At 59.7% G+C, this 21,494-nt stretch carries 21 protein-coding genes and 1 other RNA gene; 18 read left to right on the forward strand and 4 right to left on the reverse strand.

Translation table 11 applies throughout. The features are described from left to right. Window positions 1-6: 6 nt before the first annotated feature. Both hisS and VM554_10890 read right to left on the reverse strand, forming a co-directional pair. Window positions 7-1,314, reverse strand: a complete 1,308-nt coding sequence (gene hisS, locus VM554_10885) for a histidine--tRNA ligase (GenBank protein HVJ08882.1) — start codon at window positions 1,312-1,314, stop codon at window positions 7-9. A gap of 144 nt (window positions 1,315-1,458) precedes the next feature. Next, a complete protein-coding gene (locus tag VM554_10890; GenBank protein HVJ08883.1) occupies window positions 1,459-2,067 on the reverse strand; it encodes a gamma carbonic anhydrase family protein in 609 nt (202 codons plus the stop codon). 127 nt (window positions 2,068-2,194) lie between these two features. Here VM554_10890 and rpsU point away from each other — a divergent pair, with 127 nt between their 5' ends. Next, window positions 2,195-2,392, forward strand: a complete 198-nt coding sequence (gene rpsU / locus VM554_10895; protein HVJ08884.1) for a 30S ribosomal protein S21 — start codon at window positions 2,195-2,197, stop codon at window positions 2,390-2,392. A gap of 746 nt (window positions 2,393-3,138) precedes the next feature. Here the strand turns inward: rpsU and VM554_10900 are convergent. Then, window positions 3,139-3,597, reverse strand: a complete 459-nt coding sequence (locus VM554_10900; protein HVJ08885.1) for a response regulator — start codon at window positions 3,595-3,597, stop codon at window positions 3,139-3,141. A gap of 184 nt (window positions 3,598-3,781) precedes the next feature. Here VM554_10900 and infC point away from each other — a divergent pair, with 184 nt between their 5' ends. The 17 genes from infC to VM554_10985 all read left to right on the forward strand — a co-directional run bounded on the left by infC (window position 3,782) and on the right by VM554_10985 (window position 21,050). Next, window positions 3,782-4,576: a translation initiation factor IF-3 gene (gene infC / locus VM554_10905; GenBank protein HVJ08886.1), complete on the forward strand. Its 795-nt coding sequence runs from the start codon at window positions 3,782-3,784 to the stop codon at window positions 4,574-4,576. Window positions 4,577-4,784: 208 nt separating this feature from the next. Next, window positions 4,785-4,982, forward strand: a complete 198-nt coding sequence (rpmI, locus tag VM554_10910) for a 50S ribosomal protein L35 (protein HVJ08887.1) — start codon at window positions 4,785-4,787, stop codon at window positions 4,980-4,982. 179 nt (window positions 4,983-5,161) lie between these two features. Next, window positions 5,162-5,533, forward strand: a complete 372-nt coding sequence (rplT, locus tag VM554_10915; GenBank protein HVJ08888.1) for a 50S ribosomal protein L20 — start codon at window positions 5,162-5,164, stop codon at window positions 5,531-5,533. Between the two features lie 165 nt (window positions 5,534-5,698). Next, window positions 5,699-5,926 (forward strand): hypothetical protein, encoded by a 228-nt coding sequence (locus VM554_10920; GenBank protein HVJ08889.1) that lies wholly within the window; start codon window positions 5,699-5,701, stop codon window positions 5,924-5,926. 154 nt (window positions 5,927-6,080) lie between these two features. Then, window positions 6,081-7,187 (forward strand): phenylalanine--tRNA ligase subunit alpha, encoded by a 1,107-nt coding sequence (gene pheS, locus VM554_10925; GenBank protein HVJ08890.1) that lies wholly within the window; start codon window positions 6,081-6,083, stop codon window positions 7,185-7,187. 60 nt (window positions 7,188-7,247) lie between these two features. Then, on the forward strand, window positions 7,248-7,628 hold the full coding sequence (locus tag VM554_10930; GenBank protein ID HVJ08891.1) for a four helix bundle protein: 381 nt from the start codon (window positions 7,248-7,250) through the stop codon (window positions 7,626-7,628). A gap of 57 nt (window positions 7,629-7,685) precedes the next feature. After that, the gene (gene pheT / locus VM554_10935) at window positions 7,686-9,794 is read left to right on the forward strand and encodes a phenylalanine--tRNA ligase subunit beta (GenBank protein HVJ08892.1); all 2,109 of its coding nucleotides are present in this window, start codon (window positions 7,686-7,688) and stop codon (window positions 9,792-9,794) included. A 202-nt stretch (window positions 9,795-9,996) separates the two neighbouring features. Beyond that, window positions 9,997-10,278 (forward strand): DUF4201 domain-containing protein, encoded by a 282-nt coding sequence (locus tag VM554_10940; protein ID HVJ08893.1) that lies wholly within the window; start codon window positions 9,997-9,999, stop codon window positions 10,276-10,278. 17 nt (window positions 10,279-10,295) lie between these two features. Next, window positions 10,296-10,640, forward strand: coding sequence for a cell division protein ZapA (locus tag VM554_10945; GenBank protein HVJ08894.1), 345 nt, complete (start codon window positions 10,296-10,298; stop codon window positions 10,638-10,640). Window positions 10,641-10,997: 357 nt separating this feature from the next. Continuing rightward, a non-coding RNA gene (gene ssrS, locus VM554_10950) (6S RNA) lies at window positions 10,998-11,182 on the forward strand. Window positions 11,183-11,226: 44 nt separating this feature from the next. Further along, entirely contained in the window at window positions 11,227-12,018 is a 792-nt protein-coding gene (locus VM554_10955) for a prolipoprotein diacylglyceryl transferase family protein (protein ID HVJ08895.1), read from the forward strand. After that, complete coding sequence (locus VM554_10960) at window positions 12,002-13,072, forward strand: RluA family pseudouridine synthase (protein HVJ08896.1); 1,071 nt, start codon at window positions 12,002-12,004, stop codon at window positions 13,070-13,072. Before VM554_10955 ends, VM554_10960 begins: the two co-directional genes overlap by 17 nt. Before the next feature lie 85 nt (window positions 13,073-13,157). Continuing rightward, window positions 13,158-14,300 (forward strand): VWA domain-containing protein, encoded by a 1,143-nt coding sequence (locus tag VM554_10965; GenBank protein HVJ08897.1) that lies wholly within the window; start codon window positions 13,158-13,160, stop codon window positions 14,298-14,300. A 393-nt stretch (window positions 14,301-14,693) separates the two neighbouring features. Beyond that, entirely contained in the window at window positions 14,694-16,886 is a 2,193-nt protein-coding gene (locus VM554_10970) for a molybdopterin-dependent oxidoreductase (GenBank protein HVJ08898.1), read from the forward strand. 33 nt (window positions 16,887-16,919) lie between these two features. Continuing rightward, the gene (locus VM554_10975) at window positions 16,920-17,108 is read left to right on the forward strand and encodes a CPXCG motif-containing cysteine-rich protein (protein ID HVJ08899.1); all 189 of its coding nucleotides are present in this window, start codon (window positions 16,920-16,922) and stop codon (window positions 17,106-17,108) included. 141 nt (window positions 17,109-17,249) lie between these two features. Continuing rightward, entirely contained in the window at window positions 17,250-20,126 is a 2,877-nt protein-coding gene (bamA, locus tag VM554_10980; GenBank protein ID HVJ08900.1) for an outer membrane protein assembly factor BamA, read from the forward strand. 246 nt (window positions 20,127-20,372) lie between these two features. Then, complete coding sequence (locus VM554_10985) at window positions 20,373-21,050, forward strand: OmpH family outer membrane protein (GenBank protein HVJ08901.1); 678 nt, start codon at window positions 20,373-20,375, stop codon at window positions 21,048-21,050. A gap of 102 nt (window positions 21,051-21,152) precedes the next feature. Here VM554_10985 and VM554_10990 read toward each other — a convergent pair whose 3' ends face one another. Next, entirely contained in the window at window positions 21,153-21,494 is a 342-nt protein-coding gene (locus VM554_10990) for a histidine triad nucleotide-binding protein (protein HVJ08902.1), read from the reverse strand.

The raw sequence follows: 21,494 nt of genomic DNA on the forward strand, positions 1-21,494 counted from the left end.
GAGTGCCTACTTTTCTGCTGATTTGAGGGCGGCGACGAGGTGCTCCCGGGCAACCTTCGTCTGCTCGCCAGTTGCAAAGTTCTTTACAGTCAAGATACCGGATTGCTGCTCATCCTCGCCAAAGAGGATGATGTTGCGGGCCAGCTTGTTCCCGGTCTCAAACGATTTCTTCAAACGGAACGAGCCATCGCCAAGATCGATGCGCAATCCGGCACGGCGCAGTTCGCGGGCCAGCGCAAGCGCGGGAGCGTCCAGAGTCGTCCCCATCGGCGCAAGATAGGCATCGGCCAGAACCGGCGGCAGCGATTGCGCGTCGGACAGTTGAGCCTCCAGCGTAAGCACCAGGCGATCGGCCCCGATGGCGAAGCCAATGCCGGGAGCTTTGGGGCCTCCCAACATCTCGGACAGGCCATCGTAGCGGCCGCCGCCGACAAGCGCATTCTGCGCGCCCAGTCCCCCATGCGTGAATTCAAAGGTCGTGCGGCTGTAGTAATCCAGTCCGCGCACCAGGCGGTGATTGCGGTGATACGGCACGCCGCAGGCGTCGAGCGCGGCACAGACGGCGGCAAAGTGCGCCCGGGATGCCTCATCGAGCGAGTCCGCGATTCTAGGCAGCGCCTCGATGATGGGCTGATCCTCCGGCACCTTGCAATCCAGCACGCGCAACGGATTTGTCTCCGCGCGGCGTTGGCAATCGACGCACATGCGGCCTACCACGGGCTTCAATGCCTCGCGCAGGGCTTCGACATAGAGCGGCCGGTCGACGCTCGAACCAACAGAGTTGATGTTGAGCGTCCATCCTGAAATGCCCAGCTCGTCGAGCAGACTGGCCAGCATCTCAAGCACCTCGGCGTCGCGCAGCGGCGATTCGGCACCGGCGCTCAGCGGACCGATCACCTCAGCGCCAATCTGGTAGAACTGGCGGTAGCGGCCCTTCTGCGGCCGTTCGCGGCGAAACTGCGGGCCGATGTAGTAGAGCTTCTGCAGCAGGCCGCTCTCGCCCAGCCGGTGCTCGATGTAGGCGCGGACAACGCCGGCCGTGTTCTCTGGCCGCAGCGTGAGCGATTGCGCCTTCTCTGACTGCGCGCGGGCCCGGTCCTCCCAGGTGTACATCTCCTTGGAGACGATGTCGGTTTCCTCACCGACTCCGCGGGCGAAGAGCTGCGTGTCCTCGAAGATGGGTGTGCGGATCTCGCCGAAGTTATAGCGGGCAAAGACGCGGCGGGCGGTCGACTCCACCTGGTTCCAGAGTTCGGTCTCCGGCGGCAACAGATCCCGCGTGCCGCGTACGGCTTTAATGATTTTCTCTGACATGTGTTTTCGCGAACGGAAGGTGGATGCGGCCCTTGCAGGTATTCGATCTCGATCCGAAGTCGTCTCTTCTAGAATACCAAGAGGAGTTTGCAAGCACATCCTGAGAGCACTTTTGCCCAGCTTTGGCCGAGAGAGCTCTTGCCTTCAGCGCCAGTTCTTTTGCTCTTCAAGATAGATGGCGACGTAATCCAGATAATTCCTGGCGTACTGGAGAATAAGTTCGCGGTCCTTGTCAGCCAGCTCGCGGCGGACTTTGCCGGGAACGCCGGCGACGAGCGAGCGCGGTGGAATCACCGTGTTTTCCGGGATCACGGCGCCAGCAGCGATGATCGAACCCTCACCAATGCGGGCGTTATTGAGGACGCTCGACCCCATGCCAATGAGGCAGGCATCTTCAATCACGCAGCCATGCACGGTGGCGTTGTGCCCGATCGTTACCCAATCGCCAACAATGACCGGGTATTTGTAACGCATTCCGTGAAGCACGGAGCAGTCCTGCACATTGGAGTTGGCTCCGATGCGGATGGAGTGGACGTCGCCCCGGACCACAGCATTCATCCAGATGCTAGAGTGTTCTCCCAGTACAACATCGCCCAGAACCTGTGCGGATACATCGACATAGCAGCTTGCGGGGATGACAGGGGTGTGACCCTGATAGGAGCGGATCATGGGCAGGAGACCTCGAATCTTTCTCTCCGAGTGTAACGAATCCGGCAGGAATCGCACCAATGCGGCGGGTGGACAGTCTGGCATAAAAAAAGAAGTGATCCTGGCACAAAAAGAGGAAAGTGATGCTCTTTTTCGATTCAGCTTGACGATAGTCGGCCAGACTCACGTATTCTTATAGAAGCCTTTTTGGCAGGTTTGGAGGTGTGTTTCTTTGGCAGAGGTTCGAGTACAGGAAGGCGAACCGCTTGAAAATGCGTTGCGCCGCTTTAAGCGGAAGGTGCAGCAGGAGGACATTATCAAAGAAGTAAAACGTCACTCCTTCTACCTGAAGCCGGGCGAGAAAAAGCGCGTAAAGGAAGCGCTGGCACGCAAGCGGAATCGTAAGAAGGCTCGCAAAGAAGCGGACTAACTCTCTAAACCGGGGCTACCATCCCAGCGCAGGATTCAATTCTCTGGGATGGTCCCTCGGCACAGTTCATAAGCTGGCAACGCTTGCTGTACAACTTTTAGACCCCAATTCTGGGCATCGCTTCTTCCCTGGCGCATGCCATCCTGAGTTTCTTCGCGGCAACTAGGCCGCGCTTCAACGCCGCACCCCTTCTTCGCGGTCAGGGCCCATCAACACTCACCAAAGTGCAAGGAACGATACCAGGCTGCTCTCCGTTCAGGAGCGTGGCGTGGCGCTGTTGCCTCATCTGCGGTTCGAGGCGCAGCCCGGGGGACGCGAGGATGGACTTCGTAGACAAGATTTTGAAATGCGTAGACTGCGGAAGTGATTTTGTTTTCACGGCCGGGGAACAACTCTTCTTTCACGATAAGCAATTCAAGAACGATCCCAAGCGTTGCAAACAATGCAAGGCAAAGAGGGCTGCCGGATCAGGTTCCGGAGTGCGGGCGGAGACGCGTACCGTCTGCTCGCAGTGCGGAATGGAGACGACGGTTCCGTTTAAGCCGACTCAGGGCAGACCGGTACTCTGCCGATCCTGTTTCCAGCAGGCCAGACCGCCAGCGGCAAGCGTGCACGCGCCTGCAGCGGCAACCGGTACTGCATAGGATTCAGAAACCCAGGGGCGGACGCACTTCAGGGTCCAGCCAATCGTAGGACAAACGTGCGGTCTATAGGGCGCGAGGGGGTAAGTGCGCCCGAATGAGGGACTAGATCCGTCTGGATCCGGTTCTAGGCTTGGCGGCTGCTATCGTTGAGGATGCTGGTTGTTCGGCGACAGGTTTGCGCGTTTTGAGCTTCTTGTCCTCGTGACTTACCAGCAAGGCTTCGATCTGCAATAACAGGTCCTGCGTGTTCATCGGCTTGACCAGCATCTCATCGGCACCTTCATCCTGCCAGTTCGTCCCAGCCATGGGATACGCCGTAAGCATGGCGACAGCCGGCTGGTATGGGGCCTTCTTGGCGGCATGTACCACCTCCAGCCCGGAGTTGTCGCTCTCCATCTTCATGTCGGTAATGACCATGTGATATTCGTTGCCGCGAATCTTGGCCTTGGCCTCTCGCGCGGAGGCCGCTGTCTCTACGTCAAAGCCATGAATCTCGAGGACTGCTTTGAGTGTAAGCAGAATTGCGAGTTCATCGTCCACCAGCAGAATGCGACGTTTCATCGGAGTCCTCCAACTTTCTTGCATATATTGCGGGACAAGCTTTCAGGGGAAACCATTGAGAAGTCGCTCGTAGCAAAAGCCCGCAGGGCCGGTTACATTCAATCCATTACGAAACTGAACAACGTGGCAGGATACCACGCCGCTCAACCTGTCACTCTCCTAAAAAAATCAATTGGTCAGGCGATTGCCTTCGCCAGCGAACCTTTCGGGCAAGAGATCGTATCTAAATAAGAAGCAGGAATGGCCTGGCGTAGAACGTTGCTGCAGTGGCATCGATTCCCCAGGAAAGTTCCAAAACCAATGCTATACTCGTCAGGCGAAGGGTGCGCCCTTCGCGTCCCGGAGGAGACCCATCGATAAGCGTTCAGCAAAGTCGTTCATTCGCATTAACGAAAAGATTCGCGCACGGGAAGTGCGTGTTATAGATGATGCCGGTAACCAGCTCGGCATTCTCCCGCCATTTGAAGCCTTGAAGATCGCCCGCGAACGCGGCCTCGATCTGGTCGAGGTTTCGCCCAGCGCCGTACCGCCGGTCTGCCGTATTCAGGACTATGGAAAGTTCCTGTACGAGAAGGACAAGAGCGATCGCGCCGCACGCAAGAAGCAGAAGATCATCACCATCAAGGAAGTGAAGTTCTCCGTCACCGTGGATGAGCACGACTACGTGACGAAGAAGAACAAGGCGATCGGCTTTCTTACGGATGGCGACAAGGTGAAGGCTTCGCTGCGCTTCAAAGGGCGGCAAATGGCCCACCGCGACCTCGGCTACAAGATCATCAATCGGTTGATTCAGGACATTGGCGATCTGGGTGTGGTGGAGTTTATGCCGCGCATGGAAGGGACCACGCTGCACGCCATCATCGCTCCGGGCAAGAAGCCGGAGGTGCAGAAGCCTGCCAAGCCCGTTGCGCCGAAGCCTGAGGCAAAAACGGTGCCTGTGGCTGCAGCACCCGCGCCGACGACTCCTGTTCAGCCGTAAAGACAGCAAGCCGGGCGGCCTCCGCGATCCCTGGTTTTCGACTGCCCCTGGTTTTTCGACTGCGGGTTTTCTGCCTGCCTCGATTTCGCCCGGACCGGGGCTTGCGGGACATGTCCGCAAGCCTCTAATCCGGCAAGGGTTGCCTGAGGTGTGCCAAGACCTGTAGACTGGTTGATGTTGCACGTACGTCAATCGAAGTAGGACAACCATGCCCAAACTAAAGAGTCACCGGGGCGCGATGAAGCGCTTCAAGAAGACTGGTACCGGCAAAATCAAGCGCGGCCAGACCAAGATGCGCCATATCCTTACGTCGAAGTCGATCAAGTCCAAGCGCAAGCTCGCCAAGGTTGTACTGGTGTCGGACGCCGACTACGCGAAGGTTTCGCGCATGATTCCTTACCTCTGATCAACCCCTGACAGGGTTCGGGCCGCGGTAAAGCGTTCCGCAATGGCCCCCGGAAAGCCTGATTTGCAGGCTCCGAGAGATCCGAGATGCAAGCGAGTGAAGAGGTCTAAAGCGTCCCCCAACGGGTGACGCCTCCTGCCTCCAGCCGCACAACGAAACACGCAAAGGAGAAGAACAAAATGCCCCGTGTAAAACGGAGTACGAAGCGGAACGATCGCCGCAAGAAGATTCTCAAGCGGGCGAGTGGATATTTCCTCACCAAATCCAAGCTGTACCAGGCTGCGCAGGAAGCCGTAGAGCGCGGCATGAAGTTCAGCTACATTGGCCGCCGCCAGAAGAAGCGCCAGTATCGCTCTCTCTGGATTGTGCGTATCAACGCCGCGGCACAGTTGAACGGCTTGAATTACAGCCTGCTGATCAACGGATTGAAGAAGGCTGGCGTGGAGCTGGACCGCAAGGTTCTGGCAGACATCGCCGTCAACGACGCAGAAGGTTTTGCAGCGCTTGTGGCGCAGGCAAAGTCTGCGCTGAGCGCGACGGCAGCGGCGTAACCGCGAGCTGGAAATTAACATCGCAATAAAAAAGAAGAGGCGCAGCAACAAGCTGCGCCTCTTCTTTTTGCCATATTCCCATAAAGAAACCGGAATTTGCGGGGCACAGCGATTCCCTGCTGTTTGTGGATTGCATGGAAAATCGGATTCGGACAGAATCGTGTCATGCAGATCCCTGCGACGATTGCATCTCCGAGCCCGACCTATCCGCGCGATGGGTTCGCCGCGTACTACGTAACAACGCTCAAGGACACGAGGCAGGTCGCCCGGATTGAGTGGGAGGGGGACCAGTTCAGCGCGCATGTGCTGGGGCCTCCGCCGCTGACGGCACGCGGCGCGACCATAGAAGCAGCCGAGATTCTGCTGGACTACCGCGTAAGCGTCTATGCCTGAAGGATCCACTCTCCCGGGACGCTGCTGGACGCGATATCTCGGCCTCAGTAATTCGGTCCCAGCAATTCGACCGCAGCAATTCGACCGCCGGTGATTTGACCCCGTGATTCGCCCCGATGGTTCCCGGGCAGTGGTTTATTCTTTTAGATAGACCATGTCGCAAGAACAGATTCCACAATTGAGCAGCTTTGACGAAGCCGCGCTGGAACAGGCTTTCGGCGCGCTTGCCGCGCAGGCCGCCGAGTCAGCCCGGGCGCTGGCCTCGCCGGAAGCGGTTGAGCACTTTCGGCTGGAGTGGCTGGGGCGCAAACAGGGACGGCTGAAGCTGGTAAGCGAGGCGTGGCTGAAGTCCGCTCCCCCAGAGGCGAAGAAGCAGATTGGCCAGCGCTTTAACAAGCTGAAGGAGCAGGTAGAAGAGCTGCTGGCGAGCGCCGGCAGCGCCGGGCCGGATGATGCCGCCCTGGCGCGCGAGGCCATCGACGTCACTCTGCCCGGGACCCGCAACTTGATCGGCGCGGAGCATCCGATCCTGCGCACGATGAACGAGATCGTCTCCGTTTTCCAGGGCATGGGCTACTCCGTCGGAGTGGGGCCTGAGGTCGAGACCGACTACTACAACTTCGAATCGCTGAATTTTCCGCCGAATCATCCGGCACGCGACACCCAGGACACGCTGGTGGTGGCGAACCAGGAGCGTCGCCCCCTGCGCGATCGGCTGCTGATGCGCACCCATACTTCGCCGGTGCAGATCCGCACGATGGAGCAGCAGCCGCCGCCGGTACGCATCGTGATTCCGGGCAAGGTACATCGTAATGACGCGTCTGATGCCACGCACTCGCCGATCTTTCACCAGGTGGAGGGCTTGTGCGTCGGGGAAAACGTAACTTTCAGTGATCTAAAAGGAACGCTCGATCGCGCGATGAAGGCGTTCTTCGGCCTGGGAGTGAAGACGCGCTTCTTCCCGTCGTTCTTCCCCTTCACGGAGCCGAGCGCAGATGTGCAGATCAGCTGCATCTTCTGCGGCGGCAAGGGCTGCCGCAAGTGCAAGCACTCGGGATGGATCGAGTTGCTGGGCTGCGGCATGGTGGACCCCGCGGTGTTCGGCTTTGTGCAGCAGAAACAGCCCGGCTACGACCCGAAGAAGATCAGTGGATTTGCCTTCGGCATGGGCGTCGAGCGCATCGCGATGATGAAGTACGGCGTAAGCGATATCGGCCAGTTCTATTCGGGAGATATGAGGTTTTTGCGGCAATTTGCTTAGGGGCAGCAGGTTAGCGAGTCAGCAAAGGGGCGGTCAGCGAGTCAGCAAAAGTAGGCAGAATTGGCAAGAACCAGGCATTTTCGGGACCTGATCGTGTGGCAGAAGGCCATGCAACTTGCCCGCGATGTTTACTCGGCCACTCGTGCATTCCCCCGCGAAGAGATCTTTGGGCTGACCAGCCAGATGCGGCGTGCTGCAGTGTCTATTCCCAGCAACATCGCGGAAGGACACGGCAGGCTCTCCGATCCAGGTTTGCGCACCTTTCTGGCGCAGGCTCGCGGGTCATTGTTTGAACTGGAGACACAGATTGATTTGGCTCGTGACGTCGGCTATTTCGATGCACGGGCAGCGAAAGGATTATGCGAAGAGTGCGAGGAAGTAGCAAGACTGCTGAATGGACTGATCGCCGCAATTAACGGCAATACCCAGGGACAAGGGTGATTTCCGCCGCTGACTTGCTGTTCCGCTGGCTTGCTAACTCGCTGATTTGCTGAAGTCATGAAGATTCTGACGGAGTGGTTGCGTGAATATCTCCCGGGGATTCCCGTGGAGGACCATAAGCTTGCCGAGGACCTGACGCTGCGTGGCATCGCCGTGGATGGCGCCTTTGACCTTGGCCCCGGCAAGGGCTTGCTGCTCGAGATGGACATCACGACCAACCGCGTAGACGCGATGAACCACTACGGCATCGCACGCGAGGCGAGCGCGATCTATGGGCTGGCTCTGCCGCCGCTCGATGCTTCCGTACCCGTGTCCGGGTCCACATCCGGGTCCACGTCTGCAACCAAGCCCTACCCGGTGCGCATTGAAGCACCCGATCTCTGCGGCCGATTCACGGCGCGCGTGCTGCGCAGCGTCACCATCAAACCCTCTACGGGGTTGCTGGCCCGGCGATTCGCCGCGCTCGAGCAGAAGCTGATTTCCAATGCGGTGGATGCGACCAACTACGCGTGGATTGCGATGGGGCAGCCCACCCACGTCTTCGATCTCGACAAGCTGGAGGGCGGCATCGTTGTCCGCCGCGCCCGCAAAGGCGAAAAGCTGCGCACCCTGGATGGCGTAGAGCGCACGCTGTATCCCGACGACCTGGTGGTGGCTGACGAGAAGAAGGCACTGGCGATTGCCGGCGTGATGGGCGGCTGGGACTCGATGATTACTCCGGAGACGAAGAACGTGCTGGTGGAAGCGGCATGGTTCGATCCGGCAAGCATTCGCGGCACCTCGCGCCGTCATGGCCTGCATACGGATGCCTCGCATCGCTTTGAACGCGGCGCCGACTTTAATGCTCCTCCGGTAGCTTCCGCGCTGGTGAGCCGCATGCTGCTGGCCGATGGTGGCGAAGCAGAGGGCGAACTGGTGGACGTTGCCATTCCCGAGGCCGCGGCACGCACGGCAAACCGCTCCGCTGTCCGGCTGGAGCTGAGCGAGGTTCGCCGCATCCTGGGAACGACGGTTGACGCAGAGGGAATCACCACGTCGATTGTTGAGAACGTGCTGACGGCGCTGGGCTGCTCGCTGGTGCTGCATTCCGAGGGCGTCTACGACGTAACCCTGCCAAGCTGGCGGCTCGATCTGGAGCGCGAAATCGACCTGATCGAAGAGATCGCCCGCGTCTATGGGTACAACCGCTTTGCCAATACGCTGCCCGTGCTGGATTGCACCGTGGTGGAGCTGCCCTGGGCGCGGCAGCAGGATGCGGTGCGCTCGACCCTGCTGGCGCTGGGCTGGAATGAGGCGTTGTCCAGCACCTTTGCATCTGCAACCGATGCGGTTGCATTTGCGCCGCAGCCCTCGTCCACCGTCGCCATGGGCAATCCTTTGAACGAAGAAGCCGGCATCCTGCGGCCTTCGCTGGTGCCGGGAATGCTGACCATGCTGGGCAGCAATCTGAACCGCAATGTGGAGGATGTGCGGCTCTTCGAAATGGGGACCGTCTTCAGCGGAACAACAGACCGCGTGGACGAGCGGCCCGCGCTGTCCATAGGCGCAACCGGGCTGACCGCCGTCGAAGGACCGCATCAGCCGCCGCGGCCAGTGGACTTCTACGACGTAAAGGGCTCGATCGAAGAGCTGCTGAGCCGCTTTGCGATGCGCTCCCTCTACTTTGACAACTTTGCCGTGGAGAGCCACCTGATGCCGAAATGGCTGCATCCGGGGCGTTCTGCGCGGGTGGTCGTGGAGGGCTCGACGATCGGCTACTTCGGAGAGCTGCATCCAGCGGAAGCGCACAGCAGAAAGCTGAAGCAGAAGGTCTTCGTGGGCGAAATCTACCTCGACCGGCTGTATCGCCAGGCATTGCGCCAGCCGTCAGCGCGGGAGCTATCGCGCTTCCAGGCCGTGCGCCGCGATTTTTCGTTGATCTTTCCCGATACGGTTCTCTGGTCGCAGGTGGACGGCGCACTGCGCGAATTGCGCATCGAAGAATTGGTCAGCGTGGCGGCAAAGGAGGTCTTCCGCGACAGAAAGCAGGAGAAGCCGGAGTACTCTCTGCTGCTGGGCACCGTCTTTCAATCGCAGGAGCGCACCTTGCGCGAAGAGGAAGTGCAGGGTTACTCCGAGCAGATTCTGAAAGCGATGGAGCAACTTGGGGGACGTCTGCGCAGTTGAGGAATCTACACCGTCCGCGTAGCGGCGACTGCGGCTTATGGGGCATCGCTGAACGGGGACGAAAGAATGTACGGTAAAAACGCGGCGAAAGAACATGTTCTGGCACCTGCCAGGTGTGTTTTCTTCCGGTTTACGGGCCTTTAAGGGCCTATCGGCGCTATACTGCGCCAAGGGAGCGGCAAAAACAGTGGACGAAACAACTATGCCAACACTTGCATTAGGGGAGCCGGAGCAGGCAATCGCCATCGACGATTTCCAGGCTCTGGAGCAACGAGTGCTGCGCACCGTGCAATTGCTCAAGTCGGAGCGGGAACAACGCGCTGCTGCCGAAGAGCGTGCTTCGACCGCCGAACAGCGGCTGGAAGAGAGCAATGCCATGCTCGCCAGCCTGGAAGCGGAACTTACCGGCCTGCGGCGTGAGCGCGATGGCGTGCGCAACCGCGTGGAGCGACTCTTGACTCAACTCGATGATCTTGCAGTCTGATTGAGGAACTGCGGCCTATGACAGCACCTTCGAACGACGAACAGCAGATGAGCAGCGTGACGGTGGAGATCTACGACCAGATCTATCACTTACGCGGCCACGACCAGGAATACATCCAGATGCTGGCGGGCATGGTCGACTCGAAGATGCGCGCGGTGGCCGCGCAGGGCACCACGGTGGACTCACTGCGGGTTGCCGTGCTGGCTGCGCTGAACATTGCCGACGAGCTTGCCATGCTGGCCGAGAAATATCGCGCGTTAAGCGGCAGCATGAGCGAGACGCAGACCAGCATCCGCTCCCGCGCCAGCAACCTGGCAGGGCTGCTCGACTCCGTCCTCGGCGAGGAGCGCCGGATCGGCTAGCGTTTCCGCTCCGGTTTTCACTGGACAGATTCTTCATCAGAGGGTGGCAAAGCGGGTCCTTCACTTCGTTCAGGATGACAATATCCGCGATCCTTCAACGCTTAGGTTTGTCATCCTGAGCAAGTCTGTTTGTCGCCCTCAGCAAAATCTTTTTGTCATCCTGAGCGAAGCGAAGGACCTGCTTTCCCCCCGCAATACCCCCGCATACGCCGTTCTCCGCCTGCGCAAGCTCATGGGAAATAGAGGGGAAATCCCCTTTCGCGGAGATTGGTCAGCGTGGCCAGTTTTGTGCCGCCAATTTCTGTTTTACCCCGGCGCTTGCCAAGTGAGCCGACACCCGCTAGCATCCTGACAGAAACCGGCCTGCGAAGCAGGTGGTGTGGTCAACTCTGGTTGAACCTTTAATCATCGAACAGGGACTCGACTCGAAGAATCGGCTCGGTGTGCAGTCCGCCAGTCCGGAACGCCTAAAGAGCTGCGGAGAGTCCCACCGTCTTAGGACGGGTTCACCAGAGAACTAGCCACGGCCCAGCGGGTCGGTCTTCTATTTTTCTGCGCCGCGGCGCGGAGTTCGGCCCAGCCCACGGTGCATCCTCTCCTCTTCCAGTTCGGCCCCATCGCAGTTCCTACGTTTGGCATCTTTGCCGCCATTGCTGTGCTGGCTGCAATGTTTCTGAGCGTTCGGCTGGCGCGAGTGCTCCAGATCAACGCAAACGAGATATGGAACCTGGGGGTGACGATGGTCTTCTCCGGGCTGGTGGGTTCGCGTGTTTTGCTGGTACTGCTGAACTGGAGAGACTTCCGCTCCGCGCCGTTGTGGATGGCTGGCCTCGCGACGATGCGCACTCCCTGGCTGCTGCTCGGCGGCAGCGTGCTGGCACTGCTTACCGGGCTGGTATACGCGCTCATCGTAAAGCTGCCGTTGCTGCGCACGCTGGACGTTCTGGCGCCATCGCTGGCCCTGGGCCATGCCATCGTCTGCCTTGGCTCGTTTGCGGCCGGCTTGGACTATGGCAGCCCTACCCATCTGCCGTGGGCTGTGGTCTACAACAGCAGGCTGGCGGCGAGGTGGTCCGGAACTCCGCAGGGCATTCCATTGCATCCAACGCAACTGTATGAGTGCGCCCTGGAGTTGGGGCTTTTCGTTCTGCTGCTGATGCTTCTCCGGCGGCTGCAGCCCGGCGAGGTGATGGGTACGTGGCTCTTTCTGATCGGGCTGGGGAGCTATTTTCTCGAATTTCTCAGCGGTCGCGCACAAGCCGGGATCCTCAACGGTCCACTGACGCTCGGACAGTATCTGGCGGTGGTGTTGGTGGTCGCGGGAGGCATGCTGTGGTGGAAACACGATACAGTGAGAGCTAGTGTCTATACCGCCTGAACGTCCCAATCCGCAGGAAGAACCTCAGCCGCGCTCCTGGACCGTGCCGCAGGAGTCCGCAGGTCAGCGTCTGGACCAGTTTCTGGTGCAGCAGATGGAGTCCGTCAGCCGTTCGCGCATCCAGTTGCTGCTGGAGCAGAACGGGGTGCTGGTGGATGGTAAACCGGCGAAAGCCTCGCTGCGCCTGCGCGGGGAGGAGCACATCTCTGTACTGGGAGAGGCCCGGCCAGCCCCGCTGCGTGCCATAGCCGAGGATATCCCGCTCGACATTGTGTACGAAGACGAAGATCTTGCCGTGGTGAACAAGCCCTCGGGAATGATGGTGCATGCAGGCGCTGGAGCCACCGATGACGCGCGGAACCGCGGCACGCTGGTCAATGCCATTCTGCACCACTTCCGCAGCCTGTCGACCACGGGCGGCGATCTGCGGCCCGGCATCGTGCATCGGCTCGACAAGGAGACCAGCGGCCTGATCATCGTAGCCAAGAACGACTGGGCGCATGGCAAGCTGGCCGATATGTTCGCCGCGCGGAAGATGTCCAAGACCTATCTCGCACTGGTTCATGGAGAGATCGAGAAGGAGACCGGTACGGTCAATGCGGCGATCAGCCGCGATCAGGTCCGCCGCACGCGGATGACGACAAAAAGAGATGTGGGAGGACGCAGCGCCATCTCGCATTACCAGGTGCTGAAGCGCTTCGCCGGGCGTTACGGCAAGTTCACGCTGGTTGCGGTGAAGATCGAGACCGGCAGAACCCATCAGATTCGCGTACACATGTCGTCCATCGGACACCCCGTTGTGGGGGATACACTTTACGGCGCGCCAACTCGTATTGTTGTACCGGTTGCCATCAGCGGCAAACGGCGGACCCAGCAGGAGCCGGAGGGAATCACCCTGAAACGAAACTTTCTGCACTCGGCGGAACTTGAATTCGCGCACCCGCGCAGCGGGAAGATGTTGTCGTTGAAATCCGCGCTGCCGGAGGAGCTGAAAGATTTTCTGCGAACGCTGGATGCTGCTGCAGAAGCGAAGTCCAGGGCAATCCGCGCCTGAGCCAATGGCCCGTGACCTTGATAGAGCGGGCTCACCCCCATTGATAAAATAAATTCAACGAGGAAGTTGATCGAGGAAGAAGTACATGCGTAGAGACCCCATCCCTACCCGGCTGCAGGCTCCCCTGGTTGCAGCCATGGCATTTGCGCTTGCCGTCTCCTCCGGAGCCTTGGCCCAGACGACGTCAGCACGGCCGCAGGCCCCCGCCACGACTCCAGTCCCGGCAAGCCAGGCTCCAGCTCCAGCTACACCGGCCCCAGCCACACCGCCATCGACTACGGCAGCACCGGCTACGGCAAGCCCTGCGCCAGCCGCCGGAACGCCGTCACAGGCTACTCCGGATGCATCGCAGCAAGGTCAGCCTGCGGAAGCGAGCGGCGAGGGAGAGTACACGATCCGGCGCAGCGTGGACGAAGTGAACCTGATCTTTACCGTTACGGATAAGCACACCGGACGTTTTGTGAAGGATTTGAAGCAGAGTGATTTCGCGCTGCTGGATGATCAGAAGGCTCCGGCCAAGGTTTCGAAGTTCACGCAGCAGACGAACCTGCCGCTCCGCGTGGGGGTGGTCATCGACGCAAGCACGTCGATTCGTCAGCGCTTCCAGTTTGAGCAGCAGTCGGCCAGCGAATTCCTGATGCAGGTGCTGCGCCCCAGGAGCGACCGCGCTTTTGTTATGGGCTTTGACGTAACGCCGGATCTGAAGCAGGACTGGACCAACAACCAGGATCTGCTGGAGACGGGCATCAGCAAGCTGCGTCCCGGTGGAGGAACGGCTCTCTTCGATGCCGTTTATACGGCCTGCCGCGACAAGCTGCTGGATACGTCTCGGGGACAGGAGCCGGTTCGCAAGGCCATGGTGCTGATCTCCGATGGAGACGACAACCAGAGCCGCGCCTACCTGGACGACGCCATCAAGATGTGCCAGCGGGCGGAGACAATCATCTACGCGATCAGCACGAATGTGAGCCCCAGCCGCGGGCGCGGCGACACAGTCCTGCAGAAGATGGCCGATGCTACGGGCGGCTCCTGCTACTTCCCCAAGCGGATCGAGGATATGGCACAGAGCTTCCATGAGATTCAGGATGAGCTGCGCAGCCAATACGCTCTGTCCTATACTCCGGCGGACTTCAAGGCCGACGGCTCGTTCCGTACGATCTACCTCTTCGCGAACGACCGCCAGTACAACGTGCGCGCCAGGAAGGGCTACTTCGCACCGAAGCAGTAGCGGAGTTTGAAGGTGGGTGGGCAAGGCCCGGTCTTTGGACCGGGCCTTGCCTGTCTTCGGGGGCTTCAGGGAGGCAAAGCAGGTCCTTCGCTACGCTCAGGATGACAAGCGTGAGTGGGGACGCGTCACCCTGAGCGGTCATCTCTGCCATCTTGCACAATCCAACTTGTCATCCTGAGCAATCAAACTTGCCATCCTGAACAATCAAACTTATCATCCTGAACAATCAAACTTGTCATCCTGAACGAAGTGAAGGACCTGCTTGTCACCCTCCCGAAGCGAGCGATCTGCTTGTCATTCCCTAACACCCACGTTTGTCATCCTGAGCGTAGCGAAGGACCTGCTTTGCCTCCTGCGTTTGTACGGAGGTCCCCGGGCAACCTAGAATGACGTATGCCCGCATCGAAGACCATCCATGCTGTGTGTTCGCACGATTGCCCGGACTCCTGCGGGGTCCTGGTGACGGTGAACGCGGATGGCCGCGCGACCAGGATTCAGGGGGATCCGTCGCACCCCGTGACGCAGGGCTTCCTGTGCGGCAAGGTGGCGAAGTACCTGGATCGCGTCTACTCGCCCGCACGCCTGCTGCAACCGATGCGCCGCCGCGATACCGCGGCCAAGGGCCCCTTGCCCCGGGGTAAGGAGATGGCGGCATTCGAATCGATCTCCTGGCATGAGGCGCTGGAGACGATTGCGCAGCGCCTGGCGCACATCAGCCGCAAGTTTGGCCCGGAAGCGATTCTGCCTTACAGCTACGCGGGAACCATCGGAACGCTGGGCTACGGCTCCATGGATCGCCGCTTCTTCCATCGTCTGGGAGCTTCGCAACTGGATCGAACCATCTGCTCCACCGCCGGGGGCGATGCCCTGGTTTCGGTGTATGGACGCAAGCTGGGTACGGATCCGGAACACTTTCGTCATGCGCGATACATCATCGCGTGGGCTGCGAACATCCACGGCAATAATGTCCACCTGTGGCCGATGATCGAGGATGCCCGCCGCCAGGGCGCGAAGCTGGTGGTGATCGATCCTTACCAGACGCGCACGGCGCGGCTCGCCGATTGGCACATTGCGATCAATCCGGGAACCGACGCTGCGCTGGCGCTGGGGATGATGCACATTCTCATCCGCGATCGTCTGTACGACGAGGCCTACGTCGCCGAGCAGACGCATGGCTTCGAAGAGCTTCAACGGCATGTTGCGCAATACACGCCGGAGCGGGTGGCGGCCTGGACTGGCATGCCGGCGGCGGATGTGGAGCGGCTGGCTCATGAGTACGCCACGATTGCGCCGGCGGTGATTCGCATGAATTACGGAGTGCAGCGCTCCGAGTTTGGCGGAACGGCCGCGCGGGCGATTGCCATGCTGCCTGCGCTCACCGGCGCGTGGCGGCACCTGGGAGGGGGCTTTCAGCTCTCGACCAGCGGTGCCTTCCAGTTTGACAAGGTAGCGTTGGAGCGGCCGGACCTGATGCTGGAGAGCCCCTTGAAGCGCCCGGCGCGCGTGGTCAACATGTCGCAGCTGGGTCATGCATTGACCGAGCTGGGCAGTGAGCCGGAGGACGGTCCTCCCGTAAAGGCGCTGTTTGTCTACAACTCGAACCCGGCTGCCGTGGCTCCGAACCAGACTGCCGTGCTGCGCGGGTTGAGCCGGGAAGATCTCTTCACCGTGGTGCACGAGCAGTTCTTTACGGATACGGCGGATTACGCGGATATTCTGCTGCCAGCCACCACCTTTCTGGAGCAGAAGGACATTCAGGGCGCATACGGCCACTACTACCTCCAGCTCTCGAATGCGGCGATTCATCCGCTGGGTGAGGCGCGATCGAATGTCTGGCTCTTCAGCCGTCTGGCGCAGCAGATGGGCTTTTCCGAACCGTGCTTCCGCGACTCGGCTGAGGATCTGATCAACCAGGCGCTCCGCCTGAAGGACGGTCAGCCTGGGGAGCGAACCTCCTGCAATCCGGGAATGGAGGGTGTGACGCTCGAGAGGCTGGAGGAAGAGGGGCATATCCGGCTGCGGTTCGAGGAGGAGGCAGAGGGCCAGCCCTTTCTGCCCTTCGCCACGGGAAGATTGAACACGCCGAGCGGAAAGGTGGAGTTTTATTCCGAGGCTCTGGCTGCGCAGGGGCAGGATCCGATGCCCACCTTCCGGCCTGCGACGGAATCGCGCCACTCGGCGAGCGAAAAATATCCGCTGGAGCTTCTGGCGCGCAAGGCTGATAACTATATGAATTCCACCTTCGCGAATCTGCCTGGGCATCGCCAGATGGAGGCCCGCACCGGCTCGCGGCTGGAGATGAATCCGGTGGATGCCGCGCCGCGCGGCATCGAGGATGGAGACTGGGTCGAGGTGTCCAATGACCGTGGAAGCCTGTATCTGCGGGCTCTTCTTGGAGAGTCGGTGAGCGCAGGCGTGGTCGCCGCCCGCCTGGACTGGAACAAGTTTTCCGGGGATGGCCACAATATAAACGTGCTGACGTCGGAGCGGCTGACGGACCTCGGGCGGGGGGCCACTTTCTATTCTGTTGTGGTTCAGGTGCGAAAGCTGTCTTCCGGCGAAGCCAAAACCGCCTCCGTCCGATAGACTAAGAGACGATGTGCCGATGCAGGAGGGAGCATGCCGTTCGCGAGTGGCTTCCAATGCGCTGGCTGTGGAGAGTGGAATGAAACCGTGGTGGATGAGTCTGCGGGCAGCCGGCAAAGTTACGTCGAGGATTGCCAGGTATGCTGCAAACCAAATGTGCTCCAGATTATCTGGGATAGTGCAGCTCAGGAGTACTTCATCCAGACAGAGCTGGAAAGCTGACGAGCCTGTTGCCGGCGTCTTGCGGGGGCTCGTTTAATGCCAGAAGCGATCGTCGAGTCGACCCCGGAGTTGGGTCAAGCCCCTTCCGTCACATATAATCGCCTTTTCCTCAAGCACGACATGATTTTTTGCAGTGAGGGTGTGCCTATTCTTCCCGTCGTTCTTCCAGGGAGCCAGAGCTCCCGACATGAAAAGCATCCAGCTTCGCGCCCGCTCCTTCGTCGCATGACGAAGGCTCTGGCGCTGTTTCTTGTGTTCTTTGCGGTTTCCGCGTACGCGCAACAGGAGACAATCACCTCGATCCGTGTCATTGGCAACCGGCGCATCCCGAAAGAGACGATTCTTGCGCGCCTGTTTACCCATCCGGGCGACACGTTCGATCCTCTTGCCATTGAGCGGGACTTCAATTCCTTGTGGAACACAGGCTATTTTGAAGATGTTCGCATCGAGCGCGAGGACACTCCCAAGGGTGCCGTTCTGGACGTGTTTGTCCGCGAGAAGCCCACCATCCGCGAGATCAACTACAAGGGCCTGAACTCGGTTACGCAGTCCGACGTGCTGGATCGCTTCAAGAAGGCGAAGGTCGGTCTCTCGGTAGAGAGCCAGTACGACCCGACGAAGATCAAGCGCGCGGAGACCGTGATCAAAGAGTTGCTGAGCGAGCACGGCCACCAGTTCGCCACCATCAAGACAGACATCAAGACAATCCCGCCGGCATCGGTATCGGTCAACTTCCAGGTGAAGGAAGGCCCGACGGTCAAGGTAGGCAAGATTCAATTTACGGGCAATGAGCACTTGAACTCGCGCCAGTTGCGTGCCGCGATGAGGAATCTGCGGCCCATTGGCGTGCCCCACTCCCTCCTGCTGGAGCACCTGTTCGCCAAGACCTATGACGCCAGCAAGCTGGAAGAAGACGCGGAGCGCGTGCGCCAGGCATATCGCGACAAGGGATATTTCCGCGCCCAGGTAGCCGAGCCGCTGACCCACATCCGCAACGAAGGCGGCCTGTCGCTGTTTACCTTCCGGCCGAAGAAGGGCAAGCGAATCGATATCCGCATGCCCATCGAGGAGGGCGAGCGCTATCGCCTCTCGGGCATCACCTTTACCGGCAACACCAAGATTACGAATACGCGGGCTTTGCGTGCGCAGTTCGCCATGAAGGATGGCGACTACTTCAACGCGACCCTGACCGGCAAGGGTCTGGAAAATCTTCGCAAGGCATACGGACAACTGGGCTACATCAATTTCGCCGCGGTTCCGCAGCCGAAGATCGATGAAGCGAAGAAGACCATTCAGCTTGACATCGATATCGACGAAGGCAAGCAGTTCTACGTCTCGCGGATCGAGTTCCAGGGCAATACCATCACTCGCGACCGCGTGATCCGCCGCGAACTGCTGCTTGAAGAGGGACAGGTCTACAACAGCAGCCTGTGGGAATCGAGCCTGCTGCGTTTGAACCAGCTCGACTACTTCGATCCGCTTAAGGTAGACCAGGATTCCGAAACGCATCAGGATGCGCAGAATGGCACGGTAGAGCTGCTGCTGAAGGTGAAGGAAAAGGGCAAGAACTCCATCGGGTTGAACGGCGGCGTCAGCGGCCTCTCCGGATCGTTTATCGGATTGAACTACCAGACGAACAACTTCCTTGGACTGGGTGAAACGCTCAGTGTGCAGGCGAACGTCGGCAACCTGTCGCGTAACCTGCAGTTCGGATTCACCGAGCCTTACCTGAGGAATCGCCCGCTGAATGTTGGCTTCCAGGTATTTGCCAGCAAGTACGACTACAACTCGGCAAAGAACTACCAGGCGACGACCGGGCAGAGCGCGAACCTGTCGGCGGCTTCGCAGTCGCTGATCCAGAACTATAACCAGTCGTCCACCGGATTCAGCCTGTCGGCCAGCTACCCGATCCGCCGCTCCTTCAAGCGCGTTGGGATCACCTATTCGCTCAGCCGGTCCTCGATCACCACGTTCAGCGCCGCGTCCTCCAATCTTTTCCAGACGTTGGCGTTCCGTGGCGGCATCCAGGGACAGAACGCGCTCGAAGGCATCCTTACCAGCTCGGCGTCGTTCAGCTTCTCGTATAACCACATGGACAGCGTCTACAAGCCGCGCAACGGCAATGAGATGTCGGCGGCTTTCCAGGTCGCAGGTTTGGGCGGAAATGTCCGCTACTTCACCCCGATTCTGGAATACAAGCAGTTCATGTCCATGAAGGGGCTGCGCAAGAACTACGAGGGCCGGAACGTGCTGGGCTATCGCCTGCAGGCAGCCTATGTACAGGGATTTGGCGGCGAAGTTGCACCGCCGACCAACCGCTTCTATACCGGTGGTGAGGGCGATATCCGCGGCTTCGACGTCCGCGCCGCCACCCCGTATGCCTACATCCCGACGCGGGTGCTCTTCAACCTGACAAACCCGGATGGCTCAACGGTTCCCAAGGATCCGCAGAATCCGCAGCAGGGTCCAATCCAGGTTCCGATCCCGGTTTACGGCATTGTGTCGGTCGGTGGCGATACGACGTTCTCCAGCAACCTCGAATACCGTATTCCGATTGCCGGCCCGGTTACCTTCGCCCTCTTTGATGACTTTGGCATCGACGTGGCCCTGCGGAAGTCGCAGTTGAAGCAGAGTGTCGAGGGAGCTGACGTTCTGAATGCTCCCCTCTATGGCTGCCCCACCTATATCAATGGAGCCTGCCAGGGCGGAACGCAGGTTCAGTTCTCGCGGATAATCCGGCCGATTTACGGGACGAACTTTGTTCCCCGTATGTCGACGGGCGCCGAGCTTCAGGTGATTCTGCCGATCGTCAACGCTCCCTTCCGTATTTATTACGCCTACAACCCGCTGCGTCTGTTCACTCGCGTCCCGGGAGAGAACCTGATTACGCGGTCGATGTTCCCGGCGGGCGGCGCGGGCGATTACTCCTATGACCTGTCGCAGCAGCTATATGGCCCCTACTACCAGCTGCGGGAACCGAAGAAGACCTTCCGCCTGACGGTTAGTACGACGTTCTAAAACCGGACCAAACCGGGAAGACAAGGTTCTTCCCGGTTTGACGCTCTATGCCCCCATCCCTATAATTCTTGCAAGTTCCTGCGAAGTCTCTGTCCGCGTCTCTTCCAGCAAATTTCCAGCCGAGTCTCGGGCAGGAAGCTGCCCGTCTGGAAGTGCAGCTAGAGGTGAACAGGAAGCGCAGACTTGCTTCCGTGAGGGAATGCGGACAATCTCGACCTGAAGAACCGAAGGAGTTTTGAAAATCTAATGAAGCGTTCGTTGACAATTGTTTGCCTGCTCGCGTCCGGCCTCGGCATGACGGCCTTTGCCCAGACCAGCCCCGCCGATCCCTCCGCAGCCGCTGCAACAGCGCCCGCGGGACCGACCAAGATCGCCATCATCGCCTTTCAACCTGCCGTGGCGGGGACCAATGAGGGGCAGCGCAACTTCGGTCAACTCAAGGCGAAGTTTGAACCCAAACAGAACCAGCTCAAGGCCCAGAGCGACGAGATCGAATCCCTGAAGACTTCGTTGAAGTCACAGGGGGAGAAGCTCAGCGACCAGGAGCGCGCCACGCGGACCCGGACCATCGACGAGAAGGAAAAGAGCCTTCAGCGCAGTGCGGAAGACGCGCAGAATGACTTCCAGAACGAAGCCAGCGAGATGTACCAGCAGTTGGCGCAGAAGGTCTACGAGGTACTCCAGAGCTATGCCCAGCAGAACGGCTACACGCTGGTAGTGGACATCAGCACGCAGCAGAGCCCGATTCTGTGGGCGAACCAGTCAACGGACATTACCGCTGCGGTTGTGCAGGCGTACAACGCCAAGTCCGGTGTACCGGCTCCTCCCGCATCGGCAGGGGTTCCTTCGGCTCCCCGGCCGGCTGGCACAACCCACCCGGCTGGTACAACCCATCCGGCACCCAGGCCAACCACAACGAAGTAGACTGTAGCTCCGCAGAGCTCAGCTTTTCGAGACTGCCTGGAGCTTCAGATTCGCAGGAAAAAGCGCCCCCAAAAGGGGTGCTTTTCTTTTGGCGTCAGGCCACTAGCCTGGAGGCCAGTGGAAGGCACGGCCACCCAGCAGATGCACATGCAGATGGTCGACGGTCTGGCCGGCATCGTCGCCAGTGTTGATGACGGTGCGGTAGCCGTTTGATAGCCCCTTGCCGCGGGCGATTCCGGCGGCAACGACGTGCAGATGGCCGAGCACCTCGATGTCTACCGGCGAGGCATGGTCGAGCGAAGCTATGTGCTTCCTGGGAACGATGAGCACGTGCGTCGGGGCCTGTGGGTTGATGTCCGCGAAGGCGTAGCTCTGATCATCCTCATAGACCTTTGAGGATGGAATTGTGCCGGCGATGATCTTGCAGAAAAGGCAGTCGACCAT

This window comes from Acidisarcina sp. (genome assembly GCA_035539175.1).
Classification (GTDB): domain Bacteria; phylum Acidobacteriota; class Terriglobia; order Terriglobales; family Acidobacteriaceae; genus JANXZS01.